Source organism: Mycolicibacterium chubuense (genome assembly GCF_001044255.1).
Taxonomy (GTDB): domain Bacteria; phylum Actinomycetota; class Actinomycetes; order Mycobacteriales; family Mycobacteriaceae; genus Mycobacterium; species Mycobacterium chubuense.
The window spans coordinates 42,441-62,357 of the sequence record NZ_JYNX01000061.1 but is presented as its reverse complement, the minus strand read 5'-3'; the positions used below and the strand labels follow the sequence as shown (position 1 = coordinate 62,357).

At 70.2% G+C, this 19,917-nt stretch carries 21 protein-coding genes; 10 read left to right on the top strand and 11 right to left on the bottom strand.

Going from position 1 to position 19,917, the window contains the following annotated elements; genetic code table 11:
• The first annotated feature begins 95 nt into the window (after nt 1-95).
• Genes MCHUDSM44219_RS22980 through MCHUDSM44219_RS22970 form a run of 3 tightly spaced genes read left to right on the top strand, consistent with a single transcriptional unit; the run spans nt 96 to nt 4,247 of the window.
• Entirely contained in the window at nt 96-926 is an 831-nt protein-coding gene (locus MCHUDSM44219_RS22980; RefSeq protein ID WP_048420572.1) for an MIP/aquaporin family protein, read from the top strand.
• Between the two features lie 43 nt (nt 927-969).
• Nucleotides 970-2,487 carry a glycerol kinase GlpK gene (glpK, locus tag MCHUDSM44219_RS22975; RefSeq protein WP_048420571.1) on the top strand — a complete coding sequence of 506 codons (1,518 nt, stop codon included), beginning with the start codon at nt 970-972 and terminating at the stop codon, nt 2,485-2,487.
• A 38-nt stretch (nt 2,488-2,525) separates the two neighbouring features.
• The gene (locus MCHUDSM44219_RS22970; protein ID WP_048420570.1) at nt 2,526-4,247 is read left to right on the top strand and encodes a glycerol-3-phosphate dehydrogenase/oxidase; all 1,722 of its coding nucleotides are present in this window, start codon (nt 2,526-2,528) and stop codon (nt 4,245-4,247) included.
• Here the strand turns inward: MCHUDSM44219_RS22970 and MCHUDSM44219_RS22965 are convergent.
• The 9 genes from MCHUDSM44219_RS22965 to MCHUDSM44219_RS22925 form a co-directional block, all read right to left on the bottom strand.
• Nucleotides 4,240-5,715 (bottom strand): sodium:solute symporter family protein, encoded by a 1,476-nt coding sequence (locus MCHUDSM44219_RS22965; protein WP_048420569.1) that lies wholly within the window; start codon nt 5,713-5,715, stop codon nt 4,240-4,242. The genes MCHUDSM44219_RS22970 and MCHUDSM44219_RS22965 overlap by 8 nt on opposite strands.
• A gap of 9 nt (nt 5,716-5,724) precedes the next feature.
• Complete coding sequence (locus tag MCHUDSM44219_RS22960) at nt 5,725-7,326, bottom strand: thiamine pyrophosphate-binding protein (RefSeq protein ID WP_048420568.1); 1,602 nt, start codon at nt 7,324-7,326, stop codon at nt 5,725-5,727.
• Nucleotides 7,327-7,526: 200 nt separating this feature from the next.
• A complete protein-coding gene (locus tag MCHUDSM44219_RS22955; protein ID WP_048420567.1) occupies nt 7,527-7,967 on the bottom strand; it encodes an SRPBCC family protein in 441 nt (146 codons plus the stop codon).
• Complete coding sequence (locus tag MCHUDSM44219_RS22950) at nt 7,968-8,249, bottom strand: GlsB/YeaQ/YmgE family stress response membrane protein (protein WP_048420566.1); 282 nt, start codon at nt 8,247-8,249, stop codon at nt 7,968-7,970. It lies immediately after the preceding gene.
• 38 nt (nt 8,250-8,287) lie between these two features.
• Complete coding sequence (locus tag MCHUDSM44219_RS22945; protein WP_048420565.1) at nt 8,288-8,671, bottom strand: SRPBCC family protein; 384 nt, start codon at nt 8,669-8,671, stop codon at nt 8,288-8,290.
• A gap of 31 nt (nt 8,672-8,702) precedes the next feature.
• Complete coding sequence (locus tag MCHUDSM44219_RS22940; protein WP_048420564.1) at nt 8,703-9,197, bottom strand: flavodoxin family protein; 495 nt, start codon at nt 9,195-9,197, stop codon at nt 8,703-8,705.
• A complete protein-coding gene (locus MCHUDSM44219_RS22935) occupies nt 9,194-9,646 on the bottom strand; it encodes a hypothetical protein (protein ID WP_048420563.1) in 453 nt (150 codons plus the stop codon). Before MCHUDSM44219_RS22935 ends, MCHUDSM44219_RS22940 begins: the two co-directional genes overlap by 4 nt.
• Before the next feature lie 15 nt (nt 9,647-9,661).
• Nucleotides 9,662-10,432, bottom strand: coding sequence for a DAPG hydrolase family protein (locus MCHUDSM44219_RS22930; RefSeq protein WP_048420611.1), 771 nt, complete (start codon nt 10,430-10,432; stop codon nt 9,662-9,664).
• A complete protein-coding gene (locus MCHUDSM44219_RS22925; RefSeq protein ID WP_109777926.1) occupies nt 10,432-11,772 on the bottom strand; it encodes an FAD-binding oxidoreductase in 1,341 nt (446 codons plus the stop codon). The genes MCHUDSM44219_RS22930 and MCHUDSM44219_RS22925 overlap by 1 nt, the downstream gene beginning before the upstream one ends.
• A gap of 71 nt (nt 11,773-11,843) precedes the next feature.
• On the opposite strand from MCHUDSM44219_RS22925, the gene MCHUDSM44219_RS22920 reads away from it, so the two are divergent.
• Nucleotides 11,844-12,569 (top strand): IclR family transcriptional regulator, encoded by a 726-nt coding sequence (locus tag MCHUDSM44219_RS22920; protein ID WP_048420610.1) that lies wholly within the window; start codon nt 11,844-11,846, stop codon nt 12,567-12,569.
• Here the strand turns inward: MCHUDSM44219_RS22920 and MCHUDSM44219_RS22915 are convergent.
• Nucleotides 12,543-13,094, bottom strand: a complete 552-nt coding sequence (locus tag MCHUDSM44219_RS22915) for a TetR/AcrR family transcriptional regulator (RefSeq protein WP_162232102.1) — start codon at nt 13,092-13,094, stop codon at nt 12,543-12,545. The genes MCHUDSM44219_RS22920 and MCHUDSM44219_RS22915 overlap by 27 nt on opposite strands.
• A 245-nt stretch (nt 13,095-13,339) precedes the next feature.
• On the opposite strand from MCHUDSM44219_RS22915, the gene MCHUDSM44219_RS22910 reads away from it, so the two are divergent.
• The 6 genes from MCHUDSM44219_RS22910 to MCHUDSM44219_RS22885 are packed head-to-tail and all read left to right on the top strand — an operon-like array spanning nt 13,340 to nt 19,198.
• Nucleotides 13,340-14,005 (top strand): HAD-IA family hydrolase, encoded by a 666-nt coding sequence (locus MCHUDSM44219_RS22910; RefSeq protein ID WP_048420560.1) that lies wholly within the window; start codon nt 13,340-13,342, stop codon nt 14,003-14,005.
• A gap of 24 nt (nt 14,006-14,029) precedes the next feature.
• A complete protein-coding gene (locus MCHUDSM44219_RS22905) occupies nt 14,030-15,247 on the top strand; it encodes a sedoheptulose 7-phosphate cyclase (protein ID WP_048420559.1) in 1,218 nt (405 codons plus the stop codon).
• Entirely contained in the window at nt 15,240-16,052 is an 813-nt protein-coding gene (locus MCHUDSM44219_RS22900) for an O-methyltransferase (protein ID WP_048420558.1), read from the top strand. The genes MCHUDSM44219_RS22905 and MCHUDSM44219_RS22900 overlap by 8 nt, the downstream gene beginning before the upstream one ends.
• Nucleotides 16,049-17,401: an ATP-grasp domain-containing protein gene (locus MCHUDSM44219_RS22895; RefSeq protein ID WP_201778170.1), complete on the top strand. Its 1,353-nt coding sequence runs from the start codon at nt 16,049-16,051 to the stop codon at nt 17,399-17,401. Before MCHUDSM44219_RS22900 ends, MCHUDSM44219_RS22895 begins: the two co-directional genes overlap by 4 nt.
• Nucleotides 17,394-18,416, top strand: a complete 1,023-nt coding sequence (locus tag MCHUDSM44219_RS22890; protein WP_082162349.1) for a D-alanine--D-alanine ligase family protein — start codon at nt 17,394-17,396, stop codon at nt 18,414-18,416. Before MCHUDSM44219_RS22895 ends, MCHUDSM44219_RS22890 begins: the two co-directional genes overlap by 8 nt.
• The gene (locus MCHUDSM44219_RS22885) at nt 18,413-19,198 is read left to right on the top strand and encodes a TauD/TfdA dioxygenase family protein (RefSeq protein ID WP_048420556.1); all 786 of its coding nucleotides are present in this window, start codon (nt 18,413-18,415) and stop codon (nt 19,196-19,198) included. The genes MCHUDSM44219_RS22890 and MCHUDSM44219_RS22885 overlap by 4 nt, the downstream gene beginning before the upstream one ends.
• Here MCHUDSM44219_RS22885 and MCHUDSM44219_RS22880 read toward each other — a convergent pair.
• Complete coding sequence (locus MCHUDSM44219_RS22880) at nt 19,195-19,854, bottom strand: O-methyltransferase (protein ID WP_048420608.1); 660 nt, start codon at nt 19,852-19,854, stop codon at nt 19,195-19,197. The two genes, MCHUDSM44219_RS22885 and MCHUDSM44219_RS22880, sit on opposite strands and share 4 nt — an antisense overlap.
• Between the last annotated feature and the right edge of the window lie 63 nt (nt 19,855-19,917).

Below are 19,917 nucleotides of genomic sequence, written 5' to 3'. Positions count from 1 at the left end.
CCGGTTGATGCGCGTCACATTCCCTCCTTACGTTCGCAGCACGTCATCGATCGAGTGCCCGCTTCAAGGGACGTACCGACACGGAGGAAGCAACGATGAAAACCAAACACCCACTACTCGGTGAACTGTCCGGCGAGCTGCTGGGCACCGCGATCCTGGTCCTGTTCGGCTGCGGCGTGGTCGCCCAGGTGGTGACCGGCGGGTTCCCCGACTCGGTCACCTCGGGCGATCACAACTCGATCGCCTTCGGGTGGGGGCTCGGCGTGACGATGGCCGTCTTCGTCGCCGGCCGGATCAGCGGCGCCCACCTCAATCCCGCGGTCACCGTGGCGCTCACCGTCTTCCGTGGCTTCGAACGGCGAAAAGTGCTGCCCTACATCGGAGCTCAGATGATCGGGGCATTCGTGGGGGCGTTGATCGTCCGCGTGGTCTACGCCGACCAGATCGCCGCCGTGGACGCCGGCCACACCAAGGCCACCCAGGGCATCTTCTCCACCTCACCCGGCGAGGGCGTGTCGGTCATGACCGCGTTCGCCGACCAGATCGTCGGCACCGCGCTGCTGGTCATGGTGATCTTCGCGCTGACCAGCGCCATCAACAATCCGCCGCTGGCCAACACCGCACCGCTGATCATCGGTCTGCTCGTCGTCGCGATCGGCATGGCGTGGGGCACCAACGCCGGCTACGCGATCAACCCGGCACGCGACTTCGGCCCCCGCCTGGCGTCCTGGATCACCGGCTATCAGGAGGCGATGTTCTCGGCGAACGGCCCCGAACTCTACGTCTGGGTGCCGATCGTCGCGCCCATCATCGGCGGTCTGATCGGCGGTGCGCTGTTCGTCTACGGCATCGAGAGGTTCCTGCCCCCCGCGACCCAGCCCCAGGAGATCGGCGTCGAGCAACCCGCCGCCCTCCAAGACCGCTGAACACCCCAACCACCGAACCCACCCCAACAGGAAGGCCATTCCCATGCCCGATTTCGTCGGATCCGTCGACCAAGGCACCACCAGCACCCGCTTCATGGTCTTCGACCACGGCGGCAACGTGATCGCCGCACATCAGCTCGAACACGAACAGATCCTGCCGCAGGCCGGCTGGGTCGAGCACAACCCGGTGGAGATCTGGGAGCGCACCTCCTCGGTCATCCAGACCGCGCTCGGCAAGGCCGGTCTGGTCAGCAGCGACCTCGCCGCGCTCGGGATCACCAACCAACGCGAGACGACCGTGGTGTGGAACAAGCGCACCGGCCGGCCCTACTACAACGCGATCGTCTGGCAGGACACCCGCACCGACCGGATCGCCAGCGCGCTGGAAGCCGAGGGCCACGGTGACACCATCCGGCACACGGCGGGTCTGCCGCCGGCGACCTATTTCTCCGGCGGCAAGATCAAGTGGATCCTCGACAACGTCGACGGTGTCCGCGAGGCCGCCGAACGCGGCGAGGCCCTGTTCGGCAACACCGACAGCTGGCTGCTGTGGCGGCTGACCGGCGGCAGTCACGGCGGCGTGCACGTCACCGACGTGACCAACGCAAGCCGCACCATGCTGATGAACCTGGAGACCCTGGACTGGGACGACGAGCTGTTGTCGCTCTTCGGGATTCCGCGTCAGATGCTTCCCGAGATCGTGCCCTCGTCCTCCCCGGAGCCGTACGGCATGACCCTCGCCGATGGCCCGCTGGGCGGCGAAGTGCCGCTCACCGGTGCCCTGGGCGACCAGCAGGCGGCCACCGTCGGCCAGGTGTGCTTCGCACCGGGCGAGGCCAAGAACACCTACGGCACCGGCAACTTCATGCTGATCAACACCGGCACCGACATCGTGCGATCCAAGTCCGGACTGCTGACCACGGTCGCCTACAAGCTCGGTGACGCCGACGCCGTCTACGCGCTGGAGGGTTCCATCGCCGTCACCGGCTCGGCCGTCCAGTGGCTGCGCGATCAGCTCGGGATCATCAGCGGCGCAGCACAATCGGAGGTGCTGGCAAGGCAGGTCGAGGACAACGGCGGAGTCTACTTCGTGCCGGCGTTCTCCGGGCTCTTCGCACCCCACTGGCGGTCCGACGCGCGCGGCGCGATCGTCGGGCTGTCCCGGTTCAACACCAACGCCCACGTGGCCCGCGCGACGCTCGAGGCGATCTGCTACCAGAGCCGCGACGTCGTCGAGGCGATGGAGGCCGATTCCGGCGTGCACCTGGAGGTGCTCAAGGTCGACGGCGGCATCACCGCCAACAACCTGTGCATGCAGATCCAGGCCGACGTGCTCGGGGTCGACGTGGTCAAGCCCGTGGTCGCCGAGACCACCGCGCTGGGCGCCGCCTACGCCGCCGGGCTGGCCGTCGGGTTCTGGAAGGACACCGACGAGCTGCGCAAGAACTGGCTCGAAGACAAGCGCTGGCAACCGCAGTGGTCCGACGAGCAGCGGCAGACCGGCCACGCCCAGTGGACCAAGGCCGTCTCGCGCACGCTCGACTGGGTGGACGTCAGCTGACCGCACCCCCGACACCATCGACCCCGAAAGGTCAACTCATGCAATCCCTCCCCCTGTCCCCCCGCAACCGTGACGCCGCCCTGACCGACATGGCCGACGAACCGCTCGACATCCTGATCATCGGAGGCGGGGTGGTCGGCGCCGGCGCCGCCCTCGACGCCGCCACCCGGGGCCTGCGGACCGGTCTGGTCGAGGCCCGCGACCTCGCCTCCGGGACGTCGAGCCGCTCCAGCAAGCTGATCCACGGCGGGCTGCGCTACCTGGAGATGCTCGACTTCGGCCTGGTCGCCGAGGCGCTCTCCGAACGCGGGCTGATGCTCGAGAAGCTGGCGCCGCACCTGGTCCGGCCCGTCAAGTTCCTCTATCCGCTCAAGCACCGCGGATGGGAGCGGCTGTATCTGGGCGCCGGGCTCGCGCTCTACGACGCGATGTCGAAAGCGTCCGGCCACGGCGCCGGGGTCCCGCTGCACCGGCACCTGACCCGGCGCGGTGCGCTGCGCGCCGCACCGTCGCTGAGCAAGGACTCGCTCGTCGGCGCCCTCCAGTACTACGACGCGCAGGTCGACGACGCCCGGCACACCATGACCATCGCCCGCACCGCGGCCGCCTACGGTGCGCGGGTCGCCACCCGCACCCGGGTGGTCGACCTGATCCGCGAGGGTGAGCGGGTCACCGGTGCCCGCGTGGTGGACCTGGAATCCGGCCGTGAGCACACCCTTCGGGCGCGTCAGGTCATCAACGCGACCGGTGTCTGGACCGACGACACCCAGACGCTGGCCAACGAGCGCGGTCAGTTCCACGTGCGCTCGAGCAAGGGCATCCACCTGGTGGTGCCGCGGGACCGCATCCGCTCCTCGACCGGGATCATCCTGCGCACCGAGACCTCGGTGCTGTTCGTCATCCCCTGGGGCCGACACTGGATCATCGGCACCACCGACACCGACTGGTCGCTGGACAAGGCCCATCCGGCGGCGAGCCAGAAGGACATCCGCTACCTGCTCGACCAGGTCAACGCGGTGCTGCGGACACCGCTCACCGAGGCCGACGTGGAGGGCGTGTTCGCGGGGCTACGGCCGCTGCTCGCGGGCGAGAGCGCCGACACGTCCGCCCTGTCACGCGAACACGCTGTGGCGCACAGTGTTCCGGGTTTGGTGGTGATCGCCGGCGGCAAGTACACCACCTACCGGGTGATGGCCAAGGACGCGGTCGACGAGGCCGTCCACGGCCTGGGTGAGACCTTCGACCGTCGGATTCCGGGATGCATCACCGACGACGTCCCCCTGCTGGGCGCCGAGGGCTACCGGGCGATGTGGAATGCCCGGACCCAGTTGGCGGCCGAGTCCGGCCTCAACGAGTCGCGGATCGCCGCGCTGCTGAACCGGTACGGCTCGATGATCGGCGAGATCCTCGCCCTGATCCGGGAAGATCCGTCGCTCGGTGCGCCGCTGGCGGCGGCCGACGACTACCTGCGCGCCGAGGTGGTGTACGGCACCACCCACGAGGGCGCGCTGCACTTGGACGACATCCTGTGCCGGCGCACGCGCATCTCGATCGAGACATTCGACCGAGGCACCGAATCCTGTTCGGAAGTCGCCGATCTGATGGCTCCGGTGCTCGGATGGTCCGACGAGCAGAAGGATCGGGAGATCGCGCACTACCTGGCCCGCGTCGCCGCCGAGCGGGAGAGCCAGGCCATGCCCGACGACGAGACCGCCGACGGTGCACGGCTGGGCGCCGCCGACATCGTGCCGGTCAGCTGACGGTGCGCGGGGCCCCCTGGTCGGCGCGCTCCCGCCCCGCGAGCCGGGCGTCCCACTCGTCGAGCACCTCGGGGGAGGTGCGCGGCGTCGCCAGGCTCGCGATCACGTAGACCACGAGGCTGGCGGCCAGCCCGTAGTAGATGGGCTCGTTGGCGAGCACGTCGCCGACGATCACCATCGTGCCCAGCGTGACGACGGTGCCCACCGCCATCGACCACAGCGCTCCGGCCCCGGTGGCCCGCTTCCACAGGAATCCGCCCAGGATGGCGACCAGCAGCCCGCCCACCAGGATGTCGTAGGCGATCGTCAGCGCGGCGACCACGTCGTTCAGCAGTGCGGCGATGACGATCACCACGATACCGAGCACCACCACGTACAGCCGGTCGGAGTGCACGTCCCGCTCCGCGTTCTCCGATTCAGCAGGACGTCCGATCAGCCTCTGCAGCAACGGTTTCACGTCGGTGCGGGCGACGGTCGCGGTGGCGATCAGCGCTCCGGATGCGGTGGACATCATCGCCGCGACCGCCGCGGCGAGCACCAGCCCGCTGATCCCCACCGGCAGGATGCTCTCCGCGATCTGGGCGTACACGTCGTCCTTGGCCTCGATATCGGGAAGGAACGTCGAGGCCGCCATCCCGATCACCGCGCCGGCGATGCCGTACAACACGCAGTACAGCGCCGCGGTGGTGCCGCCCCACTTGGCGACCTGCGGGGAACGCGCAGTGAACACCCGCTGCCAGATGTCCTGGCCGATCAGCATGCCGAAGCTGTACACGACGAAAAACGTGATGATGGTGGGCATCCCGATCGCCCCGAGGTCGAACACCGCATCGCCCGCGCGTTCCCGGATACCGGCGAAGCCGCCCGCCTTGCTCAGCGTGAACGGCAGCAGCAGAGCGAAGACGCCGATGGTCTTGAGGATGAACTGCACCATGTCGGTGAGCGTGATCGACCACATGCCGCCGATCGACGAGTACAGCATCACCACCGCGCCGCCGATGATCACCGAGATCGTGCGGTCGGTGCCGAACAGCACGTTGAACACCGTGGCGTAGGCGATTGTCGACGTGACCGACAGCATCAGCGTGTAGGCGGCCATGACCAGCCCGGACGACGACGTGGCGTCGACGCCGTAGCGCAGCCGCAGCATCTGCGCGACGGTGTAGACCCGCAGCCGCTGGATGCGGCCGGCGAAGAACAGGCTCAGCGCCAGCAGACCGACCGCGATGGAGACCACCAGCCACATCCCCGACAGACCCCATTTGTAGCCGAGGCCGACGCCGCCGACGGTCGACGCGCCGCCCAGCACCACGGCGGCCATCGTGCCGGTGTAGAGCGTCGGGCCCAGCCGGCGCCCCGCGACCAGGAAGTCGGCCGAGTCCTTGGTCCTGGTCTTGCCCCAGAAACCGAACGCCAGCATGGCGACGAGATAGACGACGATGATCGCGATGTCGAGCGGCTTGCCCATGGTGAACTCCTAGGTGGCTGAGAACATCCGCAGCGTTGCGGGAAGGACGACAACGGCGGGTCCGCGTGCCGTGAAGGTGCCGGCGACGACCTCGCCGACGGTGTCCAGGGTGGCCCGGTGCGCGGGGACACCGAAACTGGCTGCCAGAGCGGCGAAGTCGGGCCGGGCGAGCTCGGTGGCGGTGGCCTGGCCGAACTCCCCGGTCATGTACTCGCGCAGGATGCCGTAGCCGCCGTCGTCGACGATCAGCCACGTGACGTCCGCGTCGTGCTGACGTGCGGTGGCCAACTCGGCGATCGAGTACATCGCGCCGCCGTCGCCGGACACGGCGAGCGTGCGCTGCCCGGTGCCGATCGCGGCCGCCACCGCGGCGGGGAACGCGAAGCCCAGTCCGCCCGCTCCCTGCGCGGAGTGGAATTCGCCGTCGAGCGGGTCCCACGCCGACCACGCCCAGTACCCGGCGATCGTCATGTCCCAGAACGTCTGTGCCGCAGCGGGAGTCGCCGACCGCAGAGCACGGATCAGTGCGCGCTCGGCCGTGACGTCCTGGCCGGCGAGCCGGTCCTCGACGGCCGCCCTCAGGGCCGCGGCGATGTCGGCGCCGTCGGTACTCGTCCGCGGTGTCACCTGGGCGGCGATCGCGGTCAGCGCCTGCGCGGCATCGGCGTGGACGGCGAGCGCCGGATGGTTGGCCGCCAGCACCCGGGCTTCGGCGTCGACGTGGATCACGGCGCCCTTGGGGGTGAGGGTGAAGTAGTTGCTCGTCACCTCCCCCATCGCCGTGCCCACCGCGAGGAGCACGTCGGCGTCCTCGAGCAGCGACGTGGTGTGCCGGTCCTCGATCCACGACGCCGCGGACAGCGGATGGTCGAACCGGATGGCGCCCTTGCCGCCCACGGTCGACACCACCGGCGCGTCCAGGAGTTCGGCGAGCGCGACCAGTGCCTGCGCGCCGCCGCGGGAGCGACGCACGCCACCGCCGGCCAGGATCACCGGTCGCTGCGCGGCGGCGAGTGCCGCCGCGGCCTCGGCGACCACCTCGGCACGGGGCGGGCGAGCCGTGACGGCGGTGACGACGGAGGTCACCGGCGGCACATCGGTCGGCTCGAGGAGCACGTCCTGCGGGATCTCCACCCAGGTGGGACCGGCGGGCGCGGACTGCGCCAGCGACCACGCGTCGACGAGAAGACTCGGCAGCTGGCCCGAATGCTGGGCCACCGCAGTGCTTTTCGTGACGTTGACGGCGCTGCGCTGCTGATCGTCGAGTTGGTGCAACGCACCGCGCCGCAGGCCCATCGCCGCCCGCGGCACCTGGCTGACGATCACCAGCAGCGGCACACCGGTGGCGTAGGCCTCCTGCAGCGCACCCAGTGCGGTCAGCGCACCCGGTCCGGTCGACAGGAACAGCACACCGACCTGGCCGGTGGCTCGGGCGTAACCGTCGGCGCCGAACGCCGAGTTGTTCTCGACCCGCGAGCTGACGAACGTCAGGTCGCTGCGCCGGATCGCGTCGAACAGGCCCAGCGCGTTCTGCCCGGGGATCCCGAAGACGTGCGACTCGCCGAGCGCCGTCAGCGTCTCGACGACGACGTCGCCACCGTTGCGCTCCATCGGCGATCCTTCGGGTGGGGAATGTGGTGTGGCTCACGGTAAAGCCGCTACCCACCACCCGCAAGCTATTCCGTCGCTGTACCGGCTGCCGTAGTCCCGATCTGCCGACACGACCCGGCTGATCCGCGCAGATGCGGCACCGACGATGTACTCGACGATTGATCCGTCGGGCGGGTCAGGCCGAAAAATTTTCGGCCCGATCACCGCCCCTTGAGGTCGAGCACCCGTTTGCGCAGCCCCTCGGTGGCCGTCTCCATCAGTCCCTTGGCGCCCCGCTTCACGACGAACCCCGGCAGGGGCACCGTCGGATCGACGGTCAACTCGAACGTCACCCGCGTGGTGTCGCCCTCGGGGACCAGCGTGTACCGGGCGTCCTGAGCGCGCTGCTGCGAGGAGCTCACCAGCGTCCAACTGACACCGTCGTCGTGGACCGCGTAGTCGAGCACCTGCTCGTCGCTGATGCCGACGATCTTGACCACCTGCCGGGACCGGGCGGGCCGGCCCTGGTCGTCGCGTTCGAGGATCTCGACCTCCTGGTGCGCCGAGGACCATTCGGTCAGCGACTCGAGGTCGAACAGCACGTCCATGATCTCCGCGGGCGACGCCGCGATGACGGTCTCGCGGGATTCGGTGATGGCCATCTAGACGCGTGGCTTCGTGCCGCGCCGGCCGGTGATGCCCAGGTAGGCGGCGATCAGCACGGTCGCGAAGATGATGCCGACCAGGAACGGGATGATCTTGAATCCGCCGTTCTGATTCGAGTAGCCCAGCTTGTAGGACACCCAGGCGCCCAGGAAGGACCCGAGGGCGCCGAGCACGATGGTCATCAGCACGCCGATGTTCTGCTTGCCGGGCATGACCAGCCGGGCCAGTGCTCCGACAATGAGACCGACGACGATGGCGCCGATGATGGTTCCGATCACGATGTGCTCCTCGATAGGGGTGTCCCGACGGCGCAGGGTTACCCGTCGGCGCCGGAATCAACCGCCATCGCCTCGATGCGCCCCAGCGCCACCGCGAGCACGGGCAGATAGGCGGGCGCCCACACCGGCGCGCTCATCCACGCCCGGCACCCGTCGGCGGTCGGTTCCACCCCGTGATGCGTGGCGGGCACACCGGCGACGCGCCACGCCCAGGACCGCCCCTGGTCGAGTTCGGTGATGGTGAACGGCAGCGGCACTCCCACCGGCGTCCACACCCGGCCCGTCGCCCCCAGTTCCAACCCGCCGCCGTCGAGTTCGGCGCCCGCGACGGTGGGCCCCCACTGCGGCCACGCGTCGAGGTCGACGAGAAGGTGCCACACCGCGTCGGCGGGCGCGGGAATCTGTCTGCTCACTGTCCACACGGCCGTGGTGTACCCGTCTCGGGAACCTGCGTCACAGCATGGGTGGTGCCTGCGCGATCTCGACCCGCCGCCGAAGCCGCTCTGCGAACGCCGCGGCCTGCTCGAGGTCGGTCTCGTTCGGCCGTCCCTTGTTGACCCCGCCGAGGAGTTTCAACGGACCGACCGTGTCGCAACCAAGACACCAGAACGAATCCAGCACGTCGAAGCCCTTCGCCGCGAGCTTGCGGCCCAGCGGGCCGCCGTAATCCAGCAGGCGCATCCGGCGCGCGCCGCTGGTGAAGAACGTGAACGCGCGCCGAGTGCCGGTGTCGTCCGTCGGCAACCGGCGCACGAGATTCCACAGCCGCGGATGCACCGCCATGAAGTAGACGCCCGACCCGAATCCGATGAGGTCGTACTGCCCGAGCGAATCGACGTCGACCGCCTCGGGTGTCACGACGTCGGCGCCCAGCACTTCGGCCATGCTGTCGGCCACCCGACGGGTGTTCCCGTTGGAGACCGACACACAGATGATCAGAGATTTCATGACCGCGATCGTCCGCCGGCGTGAGCCCCGAGCGTCAGGGCGCTAGATCGTCTCGCCACGGGACGTTGGTCACTCGTCGGGACGAACCGCAGCGCCAGCGCACCCAGTGCCATCACCGACACCGCAGGCGTCAGGAACAGCAGCACGGTCCACCCCACACCGATGCCCACGCCGCTGAGCGCTTTGACCAGAGTGAACAGCGCCACCACCCAGCTCACCGCGGCGCCGAGCAGCGTCACGACCACCGCGACCAGGGTCGCCCGGACGAACCCGTAATGCCGGTGCCCCGTCGCGGTCAGGAGCACCACGACCGGCACCACGATCACGACCACACCGAGCCAGGGTCGGTCGACGCCCAGCCTCAGCCCAGGCACCAGCAGCAGCGCGGCCAGCACCGCCGCCCCGAGGATTCCCGCCACGGCCACGCCTCGACCGTCTGTCGGGGCCATCCCCCGATCATGCCGCTAACCGAACCGCGCGTACAGCGCCGGCAGGAACCCGGCGAGGTGGTTCATCTCCTGGGCGCAGTGCACCATCAGATCACGCGGATCCGGCAGCTGGCGTGCCGCCACCGGGCGAATCATGCTGTTGGCGAACAGGTTTCCGTGCCTGACCCCGACCTCCGACCCACCCATCCAGAACCGCGAGCGCATCTCGGACCCGCCCGCCGTGGGCCGGACCTGGTGCACCAGCCAGCCGATGTCCACCGGGAGCTCCGAGGACCCCAGCCGCGCGCACACGGCCACGGACTCGCCGAGCCGGTGTGCAGGCAGTCCCAGCTCCTCCGGGGACACGAAGCGGATCGCCGCCTTGGTGTACGTCGACCCGAGGTACTCCTCGACCAGCGACGTGCGCCCGACGTAGTGCCCGTCACCGCCGCCGTCGGCCCACCGCGCCGACGCGTGCGCGCGCGGATGCCACAGCTTGTACCGGCGTGCATCGCTGCCGTGCCAGCCGAACCACCAGTCCCACATCCGCGGCGTCACCCCCGGCATGTCGGTCAGCACCGACACCGCGAAGCCACCCCGGCGCAGCCGACCGTAACCGGTCTCGGTGGGGAGGTAACCGTCGTCGAGAAGGTCGGCGGCACAGGCGAAATCGAGCAGCACCTGGTCGGCCTGCGGGCCGTGGTGCAGCGCGTCGACCACGTGGGCGGGCAGCGGCGCCATGTGCGGATCGAAGAAAGACCCCCACGCGGTGTCGGCGTCGCCGGCCCGGTACCCGAGATACGCCATCACACCCGTCCCATCCAGCTGTGGAACCGGCCCGCCGGGTCGTAGACCGACCGGACCCGGTCCAGCTCGGCCATGGCGGCGTCGGTGGCGAACGGGGCGGGGCGGCGGCCCAGGTTCTCGTCGGCCAGCTGAACCCCGGTCTGGAGGTGCTCCATCGTGGCCAGGTTCGACCGCGCCCAGTCGCCGTGGGCCTCGTCGTCGGCGGCGTCGCGCCACACCCCGTACAGCGCGAGGTAGATCTCGTCTTCGAGGCTGTAGGCCATGTCCTGACGCTGCGGTGACGGCCCCCAGTTCAGCCACAGGAAATGCGCCGGGTGCGGCGGCATCGTCTCGAGGATCCGCCGGATCCCCGGCATCAGCTCCTCGGCCGTCGCCGAGGTCCACATGTTGTCGGTGCCGTACCGGTAACCGGTCGGGTAGTTGCTCATCACCCCCGCGTACCAGGTGTCCAGGTCCGACGGGGCGTACGGCACCGCGATGCTCGCCCGGTCCCGCACCGGGCAGGTCTCCAGCAGGGCCAGCGCAGCCGTCGCCTCGGCCTCGGAGTCGGCGAACACCGGGGACGCCAAGACGATCGACGGGGTGTCGATCCCGGCGCCGGGCACCGCCCGCGACGCCACGATCTGCAGTTCCACCCGGCGGTCCACCTCGGCGCTGATCGCGCGCGCCCACGGGTAGATCTCCTCCGCGCACGCCATGGGATACACGTAGAGGCTGCTGCCGCACACCGGCGGACGCGGGTAGAGCCGCAGGTGGAACGCGACGACGAGGGCGAAGAAGCCCGGACCGGAGCCGCGCGCCGCCCAGTAGAGGTCGGGGTGGTGCTCGGCGTCGACGTGTAGGCGCTCGCCGTCGGCGGTCACCACGTCCAGGCCGAGCACGCTCTCACACGCCGGACCGAGGGCGCGGCTGTTCCACCCGTAGCCGCCCTGGAGCAGGTAGCCGCCGATGCGCACGCCCTTGCAGTGCCCGGCGGGGAAGAACAGCCCCTGGCGGTCCAGCAGGCCGGCGAGCACGCTGCCGCCCATCCCGGGGCCGACGACGGCGGTCCGGGTGTCGGTGTCGATCACGCAGTCGTCGAGGCGGCTGACGTCGAGCAGCATGCCGCCGTCGCGCACGTGGTTGCCGGCCCAGCTGTGCCCTCCCGACCGGACGCCGATCCGCATGTCGTGCCGCGCGGCGTAGCGCACGGCGGCGACCACCTCGTCGGCGTCGGCGGCCTGCACGACGACGTCGGGATACCGCTCGGGCGTACGGGCGTTCCACACCGTCTGCGCCCGGGCCTGCTCGTAGCCGTCGTCACCGCGGAAGAAGTGCCGCCCGTCGGGAAGGTCCGCCACCGCTCTGCCCTCCTGCTGATCCGAATAGCGGATCATCGTGATTCGTACAGCGGATCACTATAGTGCTCGGCATGGCGGAGTCGGACGAGAATCAGCGAACCCGCGACGCGACCCGCGAGGATGGCCTGCAGGCGCTACGCCGCGCGGCCGCGGCGCTCGACGAGATCGCCACCGCACCCGGCCGGCTACGGCCCGGCGACATCGCGGCCAATCTCGGGCTGGCCAAGTCGACGGCGCGCCGTCTCCTGGTCGCGCTCGTCGACGTCGGCTTCGCCGCGGTGGACGACGCGGGCCGCTACCGCCTGGGCGACCGGCTGCTGGGGCTCGCCAGCGCCGACGGCGCACATCTGGCGGCCGCGCTGCGCCCGGTGCTCGAGGCGGTCGCGACCGCGACCGGCGAGACCGTCGACCTGTCGGTGCTGCGCGGCCGGCAGATGTGGTTCATCGACCAGATCGAGTCCCCGCACCGGCTGCGGGCGGTCTCGGCGATCGGCGGCCGGTTCCCGTTGACCGACACCGCGAACGGCAAAGCCGCGCTGGCGCTGCTGGACGACGACGAGGTGCCCGCCGCGCTGGCCGGGGAGATCCGCGAGGTGCGGCGCACCGGCATCGCCTTTGACCGAGACGAGCACACGGCCGGCATCTCGGCCGCCGGGATCGCCAAGCGCACACCGGGCGGACACGTGCTGGCAATCTCCGTTCCGGCGCCGACCGAGCGGTTCCGGTCCCAGGAGGCGGCGATCGTCGAGGCGCTGCGCGCCGCGGCGGCCTCACCGCTGTGGGAGACCACCGGCTGAGGAGTCACGCCCGGCGGCGAGCACGATGTCGACCGCGGCCTCCACCACCGCGTCGGCCGGCAGGGCGCCGAACATCAGCGACGGACACGTCACCACTCCGGTCAACATCGACAGTGCCGCCTCCAGCCGGGCACCGGAGAACCGCTGCCCCAACAACTCCCGCAGGGGTCGCTGCCCCTCGGCGTTGACCCGGTCCCGGAGCCGGGCCGCGGCCGCGGTGGTGGCCGACTGTGCCAGCCCGAACACGAGGCGGTCGAGCCGCAGCTCGGTGACCGAGCGCCGGAACACCGTGAGCTCACCGATCAGGTCGGCCCGTAGATCCCCGCTCACCGGGTGGTGCGGCAACTCTCCGAGCGCGTCGAGCGCCAGGCGCACCAGGTCCAGCCGGGTCGGCCAGTGCGCGTACAGCGTGGTCTTCGAGTAGCCCGCGCTCTCGGCGACCCGGGCGTGGGTGACCTCGTCGAATCCCGCGGTGCGCAACACGTCGAGAGCGGCGCGCGACACATCCGCGCGCGTCCGAGCCACGCGCGCGTCCTCGCCGTCCCTGTCCTGAGTGCTGGGCACCATCGGGCCCTTCCCGTTGCGGCTGCGATCGCGTCACCAATGCGTCAGAAACTGGATTGGTGGACGGCCTTTTCATTAGTGATTTTGGTGTGTACTAATGAACTCTAGATCCAGTAATGGTAGTTCGAGAGCATTTCCTCGCAACCGCGTCGAGAACCCGGCGCCGGCAATGCCACGGTCACACACCGCCCCAGAAGGGAAACCCCATGCCCGCCATCCTTTTCGGATCGATCAGCACCCTGGCCGACACGTCGGAACTGCAACGTCAGGCGTTCAACGAGGCCTTCGCCCAGCACGGGCTGGACTGGACCTGGTCGCAGGAGGAGTACCGCTCCCTGCTCGGTTCAAACGGCGGCGCGCAGCGTGTCGCCGACTACGCCGCCGAGCGCGGTCAGGACGTCGACGCCGCCGCCGTGCACGCCACCAAGTCGCAGCTGTTCCAGAAACTGCTCGCCGACGCGACGCTGGGCCCCCGGCCCGGGGTGCGCGAGACCATCGAGCAGGCCAAGACGGCCGGCCACAAGGTCGGCTTCGTCACCACCACGTCGAAGGCCAACGTCGACGCCCTGCTCGCGGCGCTCGAGCCCGACATCGACGCCTCGACCTTCGACATCGTCGTCTGGGACGACCACGTCGACGAACCCAAACCCGCGCCGGCGGCCTACCGGCTCGCACTCGACTGGCTCGACATCGAGCCCGCCGACGCCGTCGCCATCGAGGACAACATCGGCGGCGTGCGCGCCGCCCTCGCCGCCGGGCTGCGCTGCATCGCCTTCCCCAACGCCAACACCGCCGGCGCCGACTTCGACGAAGCCACCGACACCGCCGACCACCTCGACGCCGACCGCGTGGTGGCGTTGGCCGCCGCCTGACCGGAACGAACGGAGCCTGCACGCATGAGCGACCTCACCGCACGAGTCACCGCCTCCGAGCGCAACTTCCACGTCGAAGGCTACGAACGCATCTCCTACGACCTGACCTACGTCGACGGCGTGTTCGACGTCGGCAACACCGAACTCGCCGACGCCTACCGGCGGTACGGGCGCACGCTGATGGTCATCGACGAGGTGGTCTACGACCTCTACCGCGACAGCATCGACGCGTACTTCGACCACCACGGGATCGATCTGACCGTGATCGGCGTCCACATCCACGAGACCGCCAAGTCGCTGGAGACCTTCGAACGCATCGTCACCGAGTTCGACCACTTCGGCCTCGTGCGCACCGAACCGGTGCTCGTCGTCGGCGGCGGATTGACCACGGACGTCGCGGGATTCGCGTGTGCGAGCTACCGGCGCAACACGCCCTACATCCGGATCCCCACCACGCTGATCGGGCTGATCGACGCGAGCGTGTCGATCAAGGTGGCCGTCAACCACGGCCACCACAAGAACCGGCTGGGCGCCTACCACGCGTCGCAGCAGGTGTTCCTGGACTTCTCGTTCCTCAAGACACTGCCCGAGGACCAGATCCGCAACGGCATGGCCGAGCTGATCAAGATCTCCGTGGTCGGCAACGCCGAGATCTTCGACCTGCTCGAACGTTTCGGGCCTGAACTGCTCGCCACCCGGTTCGGCCACCTGGACGGCACGCCGCTGCTGCGGGCCACCGCGCACCGGCTGACCTACCAGGCGATCGCCACCATGCTCGAGCTGGAAGCACCGAACCTGCACGAGATCGACCTGGACCGGGTCATCGCGTTCGGCCACACCTGGAGCCCCACGCTGGAGCTGACCCCGCCGACACCGTTCTTCCACGGCCACGCGATCAGCATCGACATGGCGCTGTCGGTCACGCTGGCCGAGCGCCGGGGCCTGCTCACCGCCGGCGGCCGCGACCGCGTGCTGGCCACGATGAGCGCGCTGGGACTGGCGCTGGACTCCGAGTACCTGACACCCGAGCTGCTGGAGCGGGCGACGGCGGCGATCCTGCGCACCCGCGACGGGATCCTGCGCGCCGCGGTGCCCGACCCGATCGGCACGTGCCGCTTCCTCAACGACGTCACCGTCGACGAGCTCGTCGACACGCTGACGCTGCACAAGAAGCTGTGCGCCGAGTACGACCGCGGGGGCGACGGCATCGACGCGTTCACCGCCGCCACCGTCGATGGCTGAGGTCCTCGCCGCGGTGCCGCGGCCGGTCACGCCGACGACCATTCTCGCCCAGCAGCTGGCCGAGCTGTGCGACCACGTGCGTGCGCAGCCGTCCGTCGACGCGGTGACGGTCGAGAAGCTCTGCCGGGCAAGGGATCTCGCAGCCGGTCTGGATCCCTACCTGGAGGCCAACACCACCGGGGAGTCGCCGGCGCTGGCCGACCTGGCCCGGCGCACCCGCGCCCACCTGTGGCGTGACGGGCTGGAGCAGGAGATGCTCTCCGGGCACGTCGAGGGACAGCTGCTCAAGTTCCTGGTCCGGATGACCTCCGCGACGCGGGTGCTCGAGATCGGCATGTTCACCGGGTACTCCGCGCTGGCCATGGCCGAGGCGCTGCCCGCGCACGGCGTCGTGGTTGCGTGCGAGATCGATGCCGGCGCCGCCGAGATCGCCCGGGCCGCGTTCGACAGCTCCGGCATCGGGGACCGGATCCGGATCGAGCAGGGTCCCGCGTTGGAGACGCTGCGCCGGCTCGCCGACGGCGGGGAGCCGCCGTTCGACGTCGTGTTCATCGACGCCGACAAGAGCGGCTACCAGGGCTACCTCGACCTGCTGCTCGACTCGACCCTGCTGGCGCCCGGTGCGGTGATCGCCGTGGACAACACGCTGATGCAGGGCCAGCCGTGGACCACCGGCGACACCGTCACCGAGAACGGCAGGGCCATCGCGGCATTCAACCGCACGCTGGCCGACGACCCGCGGACCGAACAGGTGCTCATCCCCGTGCGCGACGGGCTGACCCTGATCCGTCCGCTCCCGCGATGACCCTCACCGCGGAAACCACAGACCGGGCCGCCCCGGCGGGTGCGGTGCGGCGTCCTCCCGACGCCGCCCGCACCCTCGCCGTCCTCGCCGCCCTGACCGCCACGCTGCCCGTCGACCTCGCCGTCACCGGGCTGGCGCTGCTGCGGCGCGCGCCGCGCCCCGCCGTCCGCCCCGCCACACGGCCGCGGACGGTGCTCGTCAGCGGCGGCAAGATGACCAAGGCGCTGCACCTGGCCCGCGCGTTCCATCTGGCCGGGCACCGGGTGGTGCTCGCCGAGTCGGCCAAGTACCGCTGGACCGGTCATCGCTTCTCCCGCGCGGTGTCGGCGTTCCACTGCTTGCCCGAGGCGTCCAACCCGCGCTACGCGCAGGCCCTGGCGGACATCATCGCCGCCGAAGGGGTGGACGTGTTCGTGCCGGTGTCCAGCCCGGCGGCCAGCGTGCCCGAAGCAGCCGTCCGGGATCTGGTGGGCGGGCACTGCGAGATCCTGCACGGCTCGGCGGCGCTCATCGCCACACTCGACGACAAGCGCGACTTCAGCAGGCTGGCCACCTCGATCGGCCTGACGGTGCCGGAGTCCGTGCTGATCACCGACCCGCGCGACATCGAGCGCTTCGACTTCGCCCCGGGCTGCTCCTACATCCTCAAGAGGCTGTCCTACAACCCGGTCGGCCGCACCGATCTGACCCGTCTGCACCGCGACACCCCCGAACACAACGCCGCGTTCGCGCACAGCCTCGACATGTCGCCCGGCGACCCGTGGCTGCTGCAGGAGTACGTCGACGGCCAGGAGTACTGCACGCACTCCACCGTGCGCGACGGCGCCGTCACCGTGTACGGCTGCTGCGAATCCTCGGCGGTGCAACTGAATTACGGCTTCGTCGACAAGCCCGCGATCCGGGCGTGGGTCACCCGGTTCGCCGCGGCACTCGGGCTCACCGGCCAGGTCTCGTTCGACTTCATCGAGGCGGCCGACGGGCGCGTGTACGCGATCGAGTGCAATCCGCGCACCCACAGCGCGATCACGATGTTCCACGACCACCCCGAGGTGGCGCAGGCGTACCTGGAGGACCGGCCCACCGCGATCACCCCGCTGCCGGGTTCGACCCCGACGTACTGGATCTACCACGAGTTGTGGCGGCTGCTGCGTGGACCCGACCGGCTGCGGCGACTGCGGGTGATCGCCGAGGGCCGGGACGCCATCTTCGCGGCGTGGGACCCGCTGCCCTATCTCGGGGTGTACCACCTGCAGATCCCCGCCCTGCTCGTCGACAACCTGCGGCGCCGGCGCGGGTGGCGGCGCATCGACTTCAACATCGGCAAGCTCGTCGAATCGGGCGGTGACTGACTTGGGGCGCAACGTCGTTCAGCTCGTCGGTTCTCCGGTCGACGAGTTCCACGCGGAGCTGTCGCGGCTGTACGCACGCGCCAGCGCGGCGGCGCTGGTCGAGCACCACCGGGTCGGGTTCGCCTACGTCGCACCGGGCGGCACCTGGCAGTTCCCCGACGGCCTCGACGCGGAGAGCCTGGCCGCGGCCGAACCGCTGCCGGCCGCGGCGGGCATCGCCCGGCTGGCCGACATGCGCGCCGATGTCGTTCTGCCGCAGATGTTCTGCCAACCCGGGATGACGTCGTATCGGGCCCTGCTCGACGTCCTGGGGCTGCCCTTCCTCGGGAACACCGCCATGGTGATGGCCAACACCGCGGACAAGGCGGTCGCCCGCGCGCTGGTCGCCGCCCACGGTGTCGCGGTGCCGGCGGGCCGGGTCGTGACGCGTGCCGACGAGGTCGACCTGCCGCTGCCCGTCGTGGTGAAACCCGCGCGGTCGGACAACTCGATGGGGGTGTCGCTGGTCACCGACCGCGCGGAGTTGGGCGCCGCGGTGGGCCGCGCCAGTTCGTACTCGGCGGACGTGCTGGTCGAGGCGTATGTGCCGCTCGGACGCGAAGTGCGCTGCGGCGTCCTGGAGGTCGACGGCGGACTCGTGTGCCTGCCGTTGGAGGAGTACGCGCTCGACGCCCCGATCCGGCTACCCGCGGACAAGCTGGACCGCTCCGGCGGCGGGGATCTGCGCCTGGTGGCCGGCGACGCGGGACGCGCCTGGATCGTCTCTGACGACGACCCGGTGGTCGAGCCGGTGTGGCGTGCGGCGCGGGCCTGCTTCCGGGCGCTGGGCTGCCGGCACTACGGGCTCTTCGACTTCCGCATCGACCCCGACGGGGTGCCGTGGTTCCTGGAGGCCGGGCCGTACTGCTCCTTCGCCCCGTCCAGCGTCATCGTGAAAATGGCTGTAGCACAGGGCTTCTCGCTTCCAGCATTGTTCGACACCCTGTGCCGTGAGGCACGCGTCGAGGCGGCATGACGATCGAGATCACCACCCGCCATCCGATCGGCGCCCAGGTGCGCGGAGTCCGGGTGGGCCCGCTGGACCCCACGGTCGTCGCGCATCTGCGCGCCCTGCTCGCGGTGCACGGAGTGCTCGTGCTGCCCGGCCAGCGCGTCGGCGACGAGGACTTCGTGCGGTTCCTGCAGAGCTTCGGCGAGCTGGTGTTCACCACCGGGGAGACCCCGGTCCCGCACGCCCCACTGCTCAACGTCATCACCAACGTCGGGCGCACCCGGGCGCCGCGCTCGTCGTTCCACGTCGACACCAGCTATCTGCGCTGCCCGCCGGCCTACACCGCGCTGCGCGCCGTGACGGTGCCCGAACGCGGCGGGCACACGCTGTTCACCAACCAGTTCAACGCGTACGACACGCTGCCGCGGGACGTGCAGGCCCGCATCCGCCAGCGCGTCGTCACCCACGTCGTCACCGGGCTCGACCTCGACGAGGGCGCGGAGACCTCGGCACAGCATCCCCTGGTGCTGCGGCATCCCCTGTCCGGGCGGACGGCGCTGTACCTGTCGACCCGCCAGCGCTGCCGGGAGGTCAGCGGGATGGCACCGGAGGCCGCCGCGGAGTTGATCGACGAGCTGTTGACGCATTCCACCAGGCCGGACAACGTCTTTCGGCACCAGTGGCAGCCCGACGACGTGGTGATCTGGGACAACCGCTGCGTCATGCACAAAGCCGACCACGACGGTGTGGTCGGTGACCGGGTGATGCACCGCGGCACCGTCGTGAACCGCGCGGCCTGGCGTTAACCGACCACCGCGACTGCGAAGCCGTCCCACCCCTTAGTGCCGACGGTCTGGATCGCGGCCGTGTCCAGGCGCGGGTGGGCGCCCATCATCGCGAGCATGTCGCGGACGGCCTGCGCCTGCCGATCGTCGGGCCGGGGATCGAGCACGCGCCCGAAGCGGGCGATGTTGTCGACGATGATCACGGTTCCGGGGGCGCCGAGGGAGATGGCCCACTCGACGTAGGCGACGTTGTTCTCCTTGTCGGCGTCGATGAACACCAGGTCGAACGGTGCCCGGTCGGCCAGTGTGGGCAGCGTGTCCAGCGCCGCGCCGACGACGATCTCGACACGGTCGGCCACCCCCGCCCGCTCCAGGTTGGCGCGAGCCACCTCGGCGTGCGCCGGCTCGAACTCGAGGCTGACCACCGAGCCGTCGGACCCGACCGCGCGGGCCAGCGCGATCGTGGAGTAGCCGGCCAGCGTGCCGATCTCGAGGACCCGGCGCGCCTTGGCGACCCGCACCCACAGCGACAGCAGTTTGGCGTGCTGCGCCGAGACCTCGATCGCGGGCATACCCGCTGCGGAACCGGCGTCCCTGGCCGCGCGCAGCGCATCGTCCTCGGTGTGCAGCAGGTCGGTGAACAACTCGTCGAGAGACACCCAGTCGGGTTCGGTCACATCCGCGACCGTACCGCGCGCGGCGTGACCCATCAGATGCACGGCAGAATGCTGACCATGCTG

Bases quoted from the DNA above. Each gene is read 5' to 3' on its own strand.
- MCHUDSM44219_RS22980 (WP_048420572.1), top strand. From the start codon at position 96: ATGAAAACCAAACACCCACTACTCGGTGAACTGTCCGGCGAGCTGCTG.
- glpK (WP_048420571.1), top strand. From the start codon at position 970: ATGCCCGATTTCGTCGGATCCGTCGACCAAGGCACCACCAGCACCCGC.
- MCHUDSM44219_RS22970 (WP_048420570.1), top strand. From the start codon at position 2,526: ATGCAATCCCTCCCCCTGTCCCCCCGCAACCGTGACGCCGCCCTGACC.
- MCHUDSM44219_RS22965 (WP_048420569.1), bottom strand. From the start codon at position 5,715: ATGGGCAAGCCGCTCGACATCGCGATCATCGTCGTCTATCTCGTCGCC.
- MCHUDSM44219_RS22960 (WP_048420568.1), bottom strand. From the start codon at position 7,326: ATGGAGCGCAACGGTGGCGACGTCGTCGTCGAGACGCTGACGGCGCTC.
- MCHUDSM44219_RS22955 (WP_048420567.1), bottom strand. From the start codon at position 7,967: ATGGCCATCACCGAATCCCGCGAGACCGTCATCGCGGCGTCGCCCGCG.
- MCHUDSM44219_RS22940 (WP_048420564.1), bottom strand. From the start codon at position 9,197: ATGAAATCTCTGATCATCTGTGTGTCGGTCTCCAACGGGAACACCCGT.
- MCHUDSM44219_RS22935 (WP_048420563.1), bottom strand. From the start codon at position 9,646: ATGGCCCCGACAGACGGTCGAGGCGTGGCCGTGGCGGGAATCCTCGGG.
- MCHUDSM44219_RS22930 (WP_048420611.1), bottom strand. From the start codon at position 10,432: ATGGCGTATCTCGGGTACCGGGCCGGCGACGCCGACACCGCGTGGGGG.
- MCHUDSM44219_RS22920 (WP_048420610.1), top strand. From the start codon at position 11,844: ATGGCGGAGTCGGACGAGAATCAGCGAACCCGCGACGCGACCCGCGAG.
- MCHUDSM44219_RS22910 (WP_048420560.1), top strand. From the start codon at position 13,340: ATGCCCGCCATCCTTTTCGGATCGATCAGCACCCTGGCCGACACGTCG.
- MCHUDSM44219_RS22905 (WP_048420559.1), top strand. From the start codon at position 14,030: ATGAGCGACCTCACCGCACGAGTCACCGCCTCCGAGCGCAACTTCCAC.
- MCHUDSM44219_RS22900 (WP_048420558.1), top strand. From the start codon at position 15,240: ATGGCTGAGGTCCTCGCCGCGGTGCCGCGGCCGGTCACGCCGACGACC.
- MCHUDSM44219_RS22895 (WP_201778170.1), top strand. From the start codon at position 16,049: ATGACCCTCACCGCGGAAACCACAGACCGGGCCGCCCCGGCGGGTGCG.
- MCHUDSM44219_RS22885 (WP_048420556.1), top strand. From the start codon at position 18,413: ATGACGATCGAGATCACCACCCGCCATCCGATCGGCGCCCAGGTGCGC.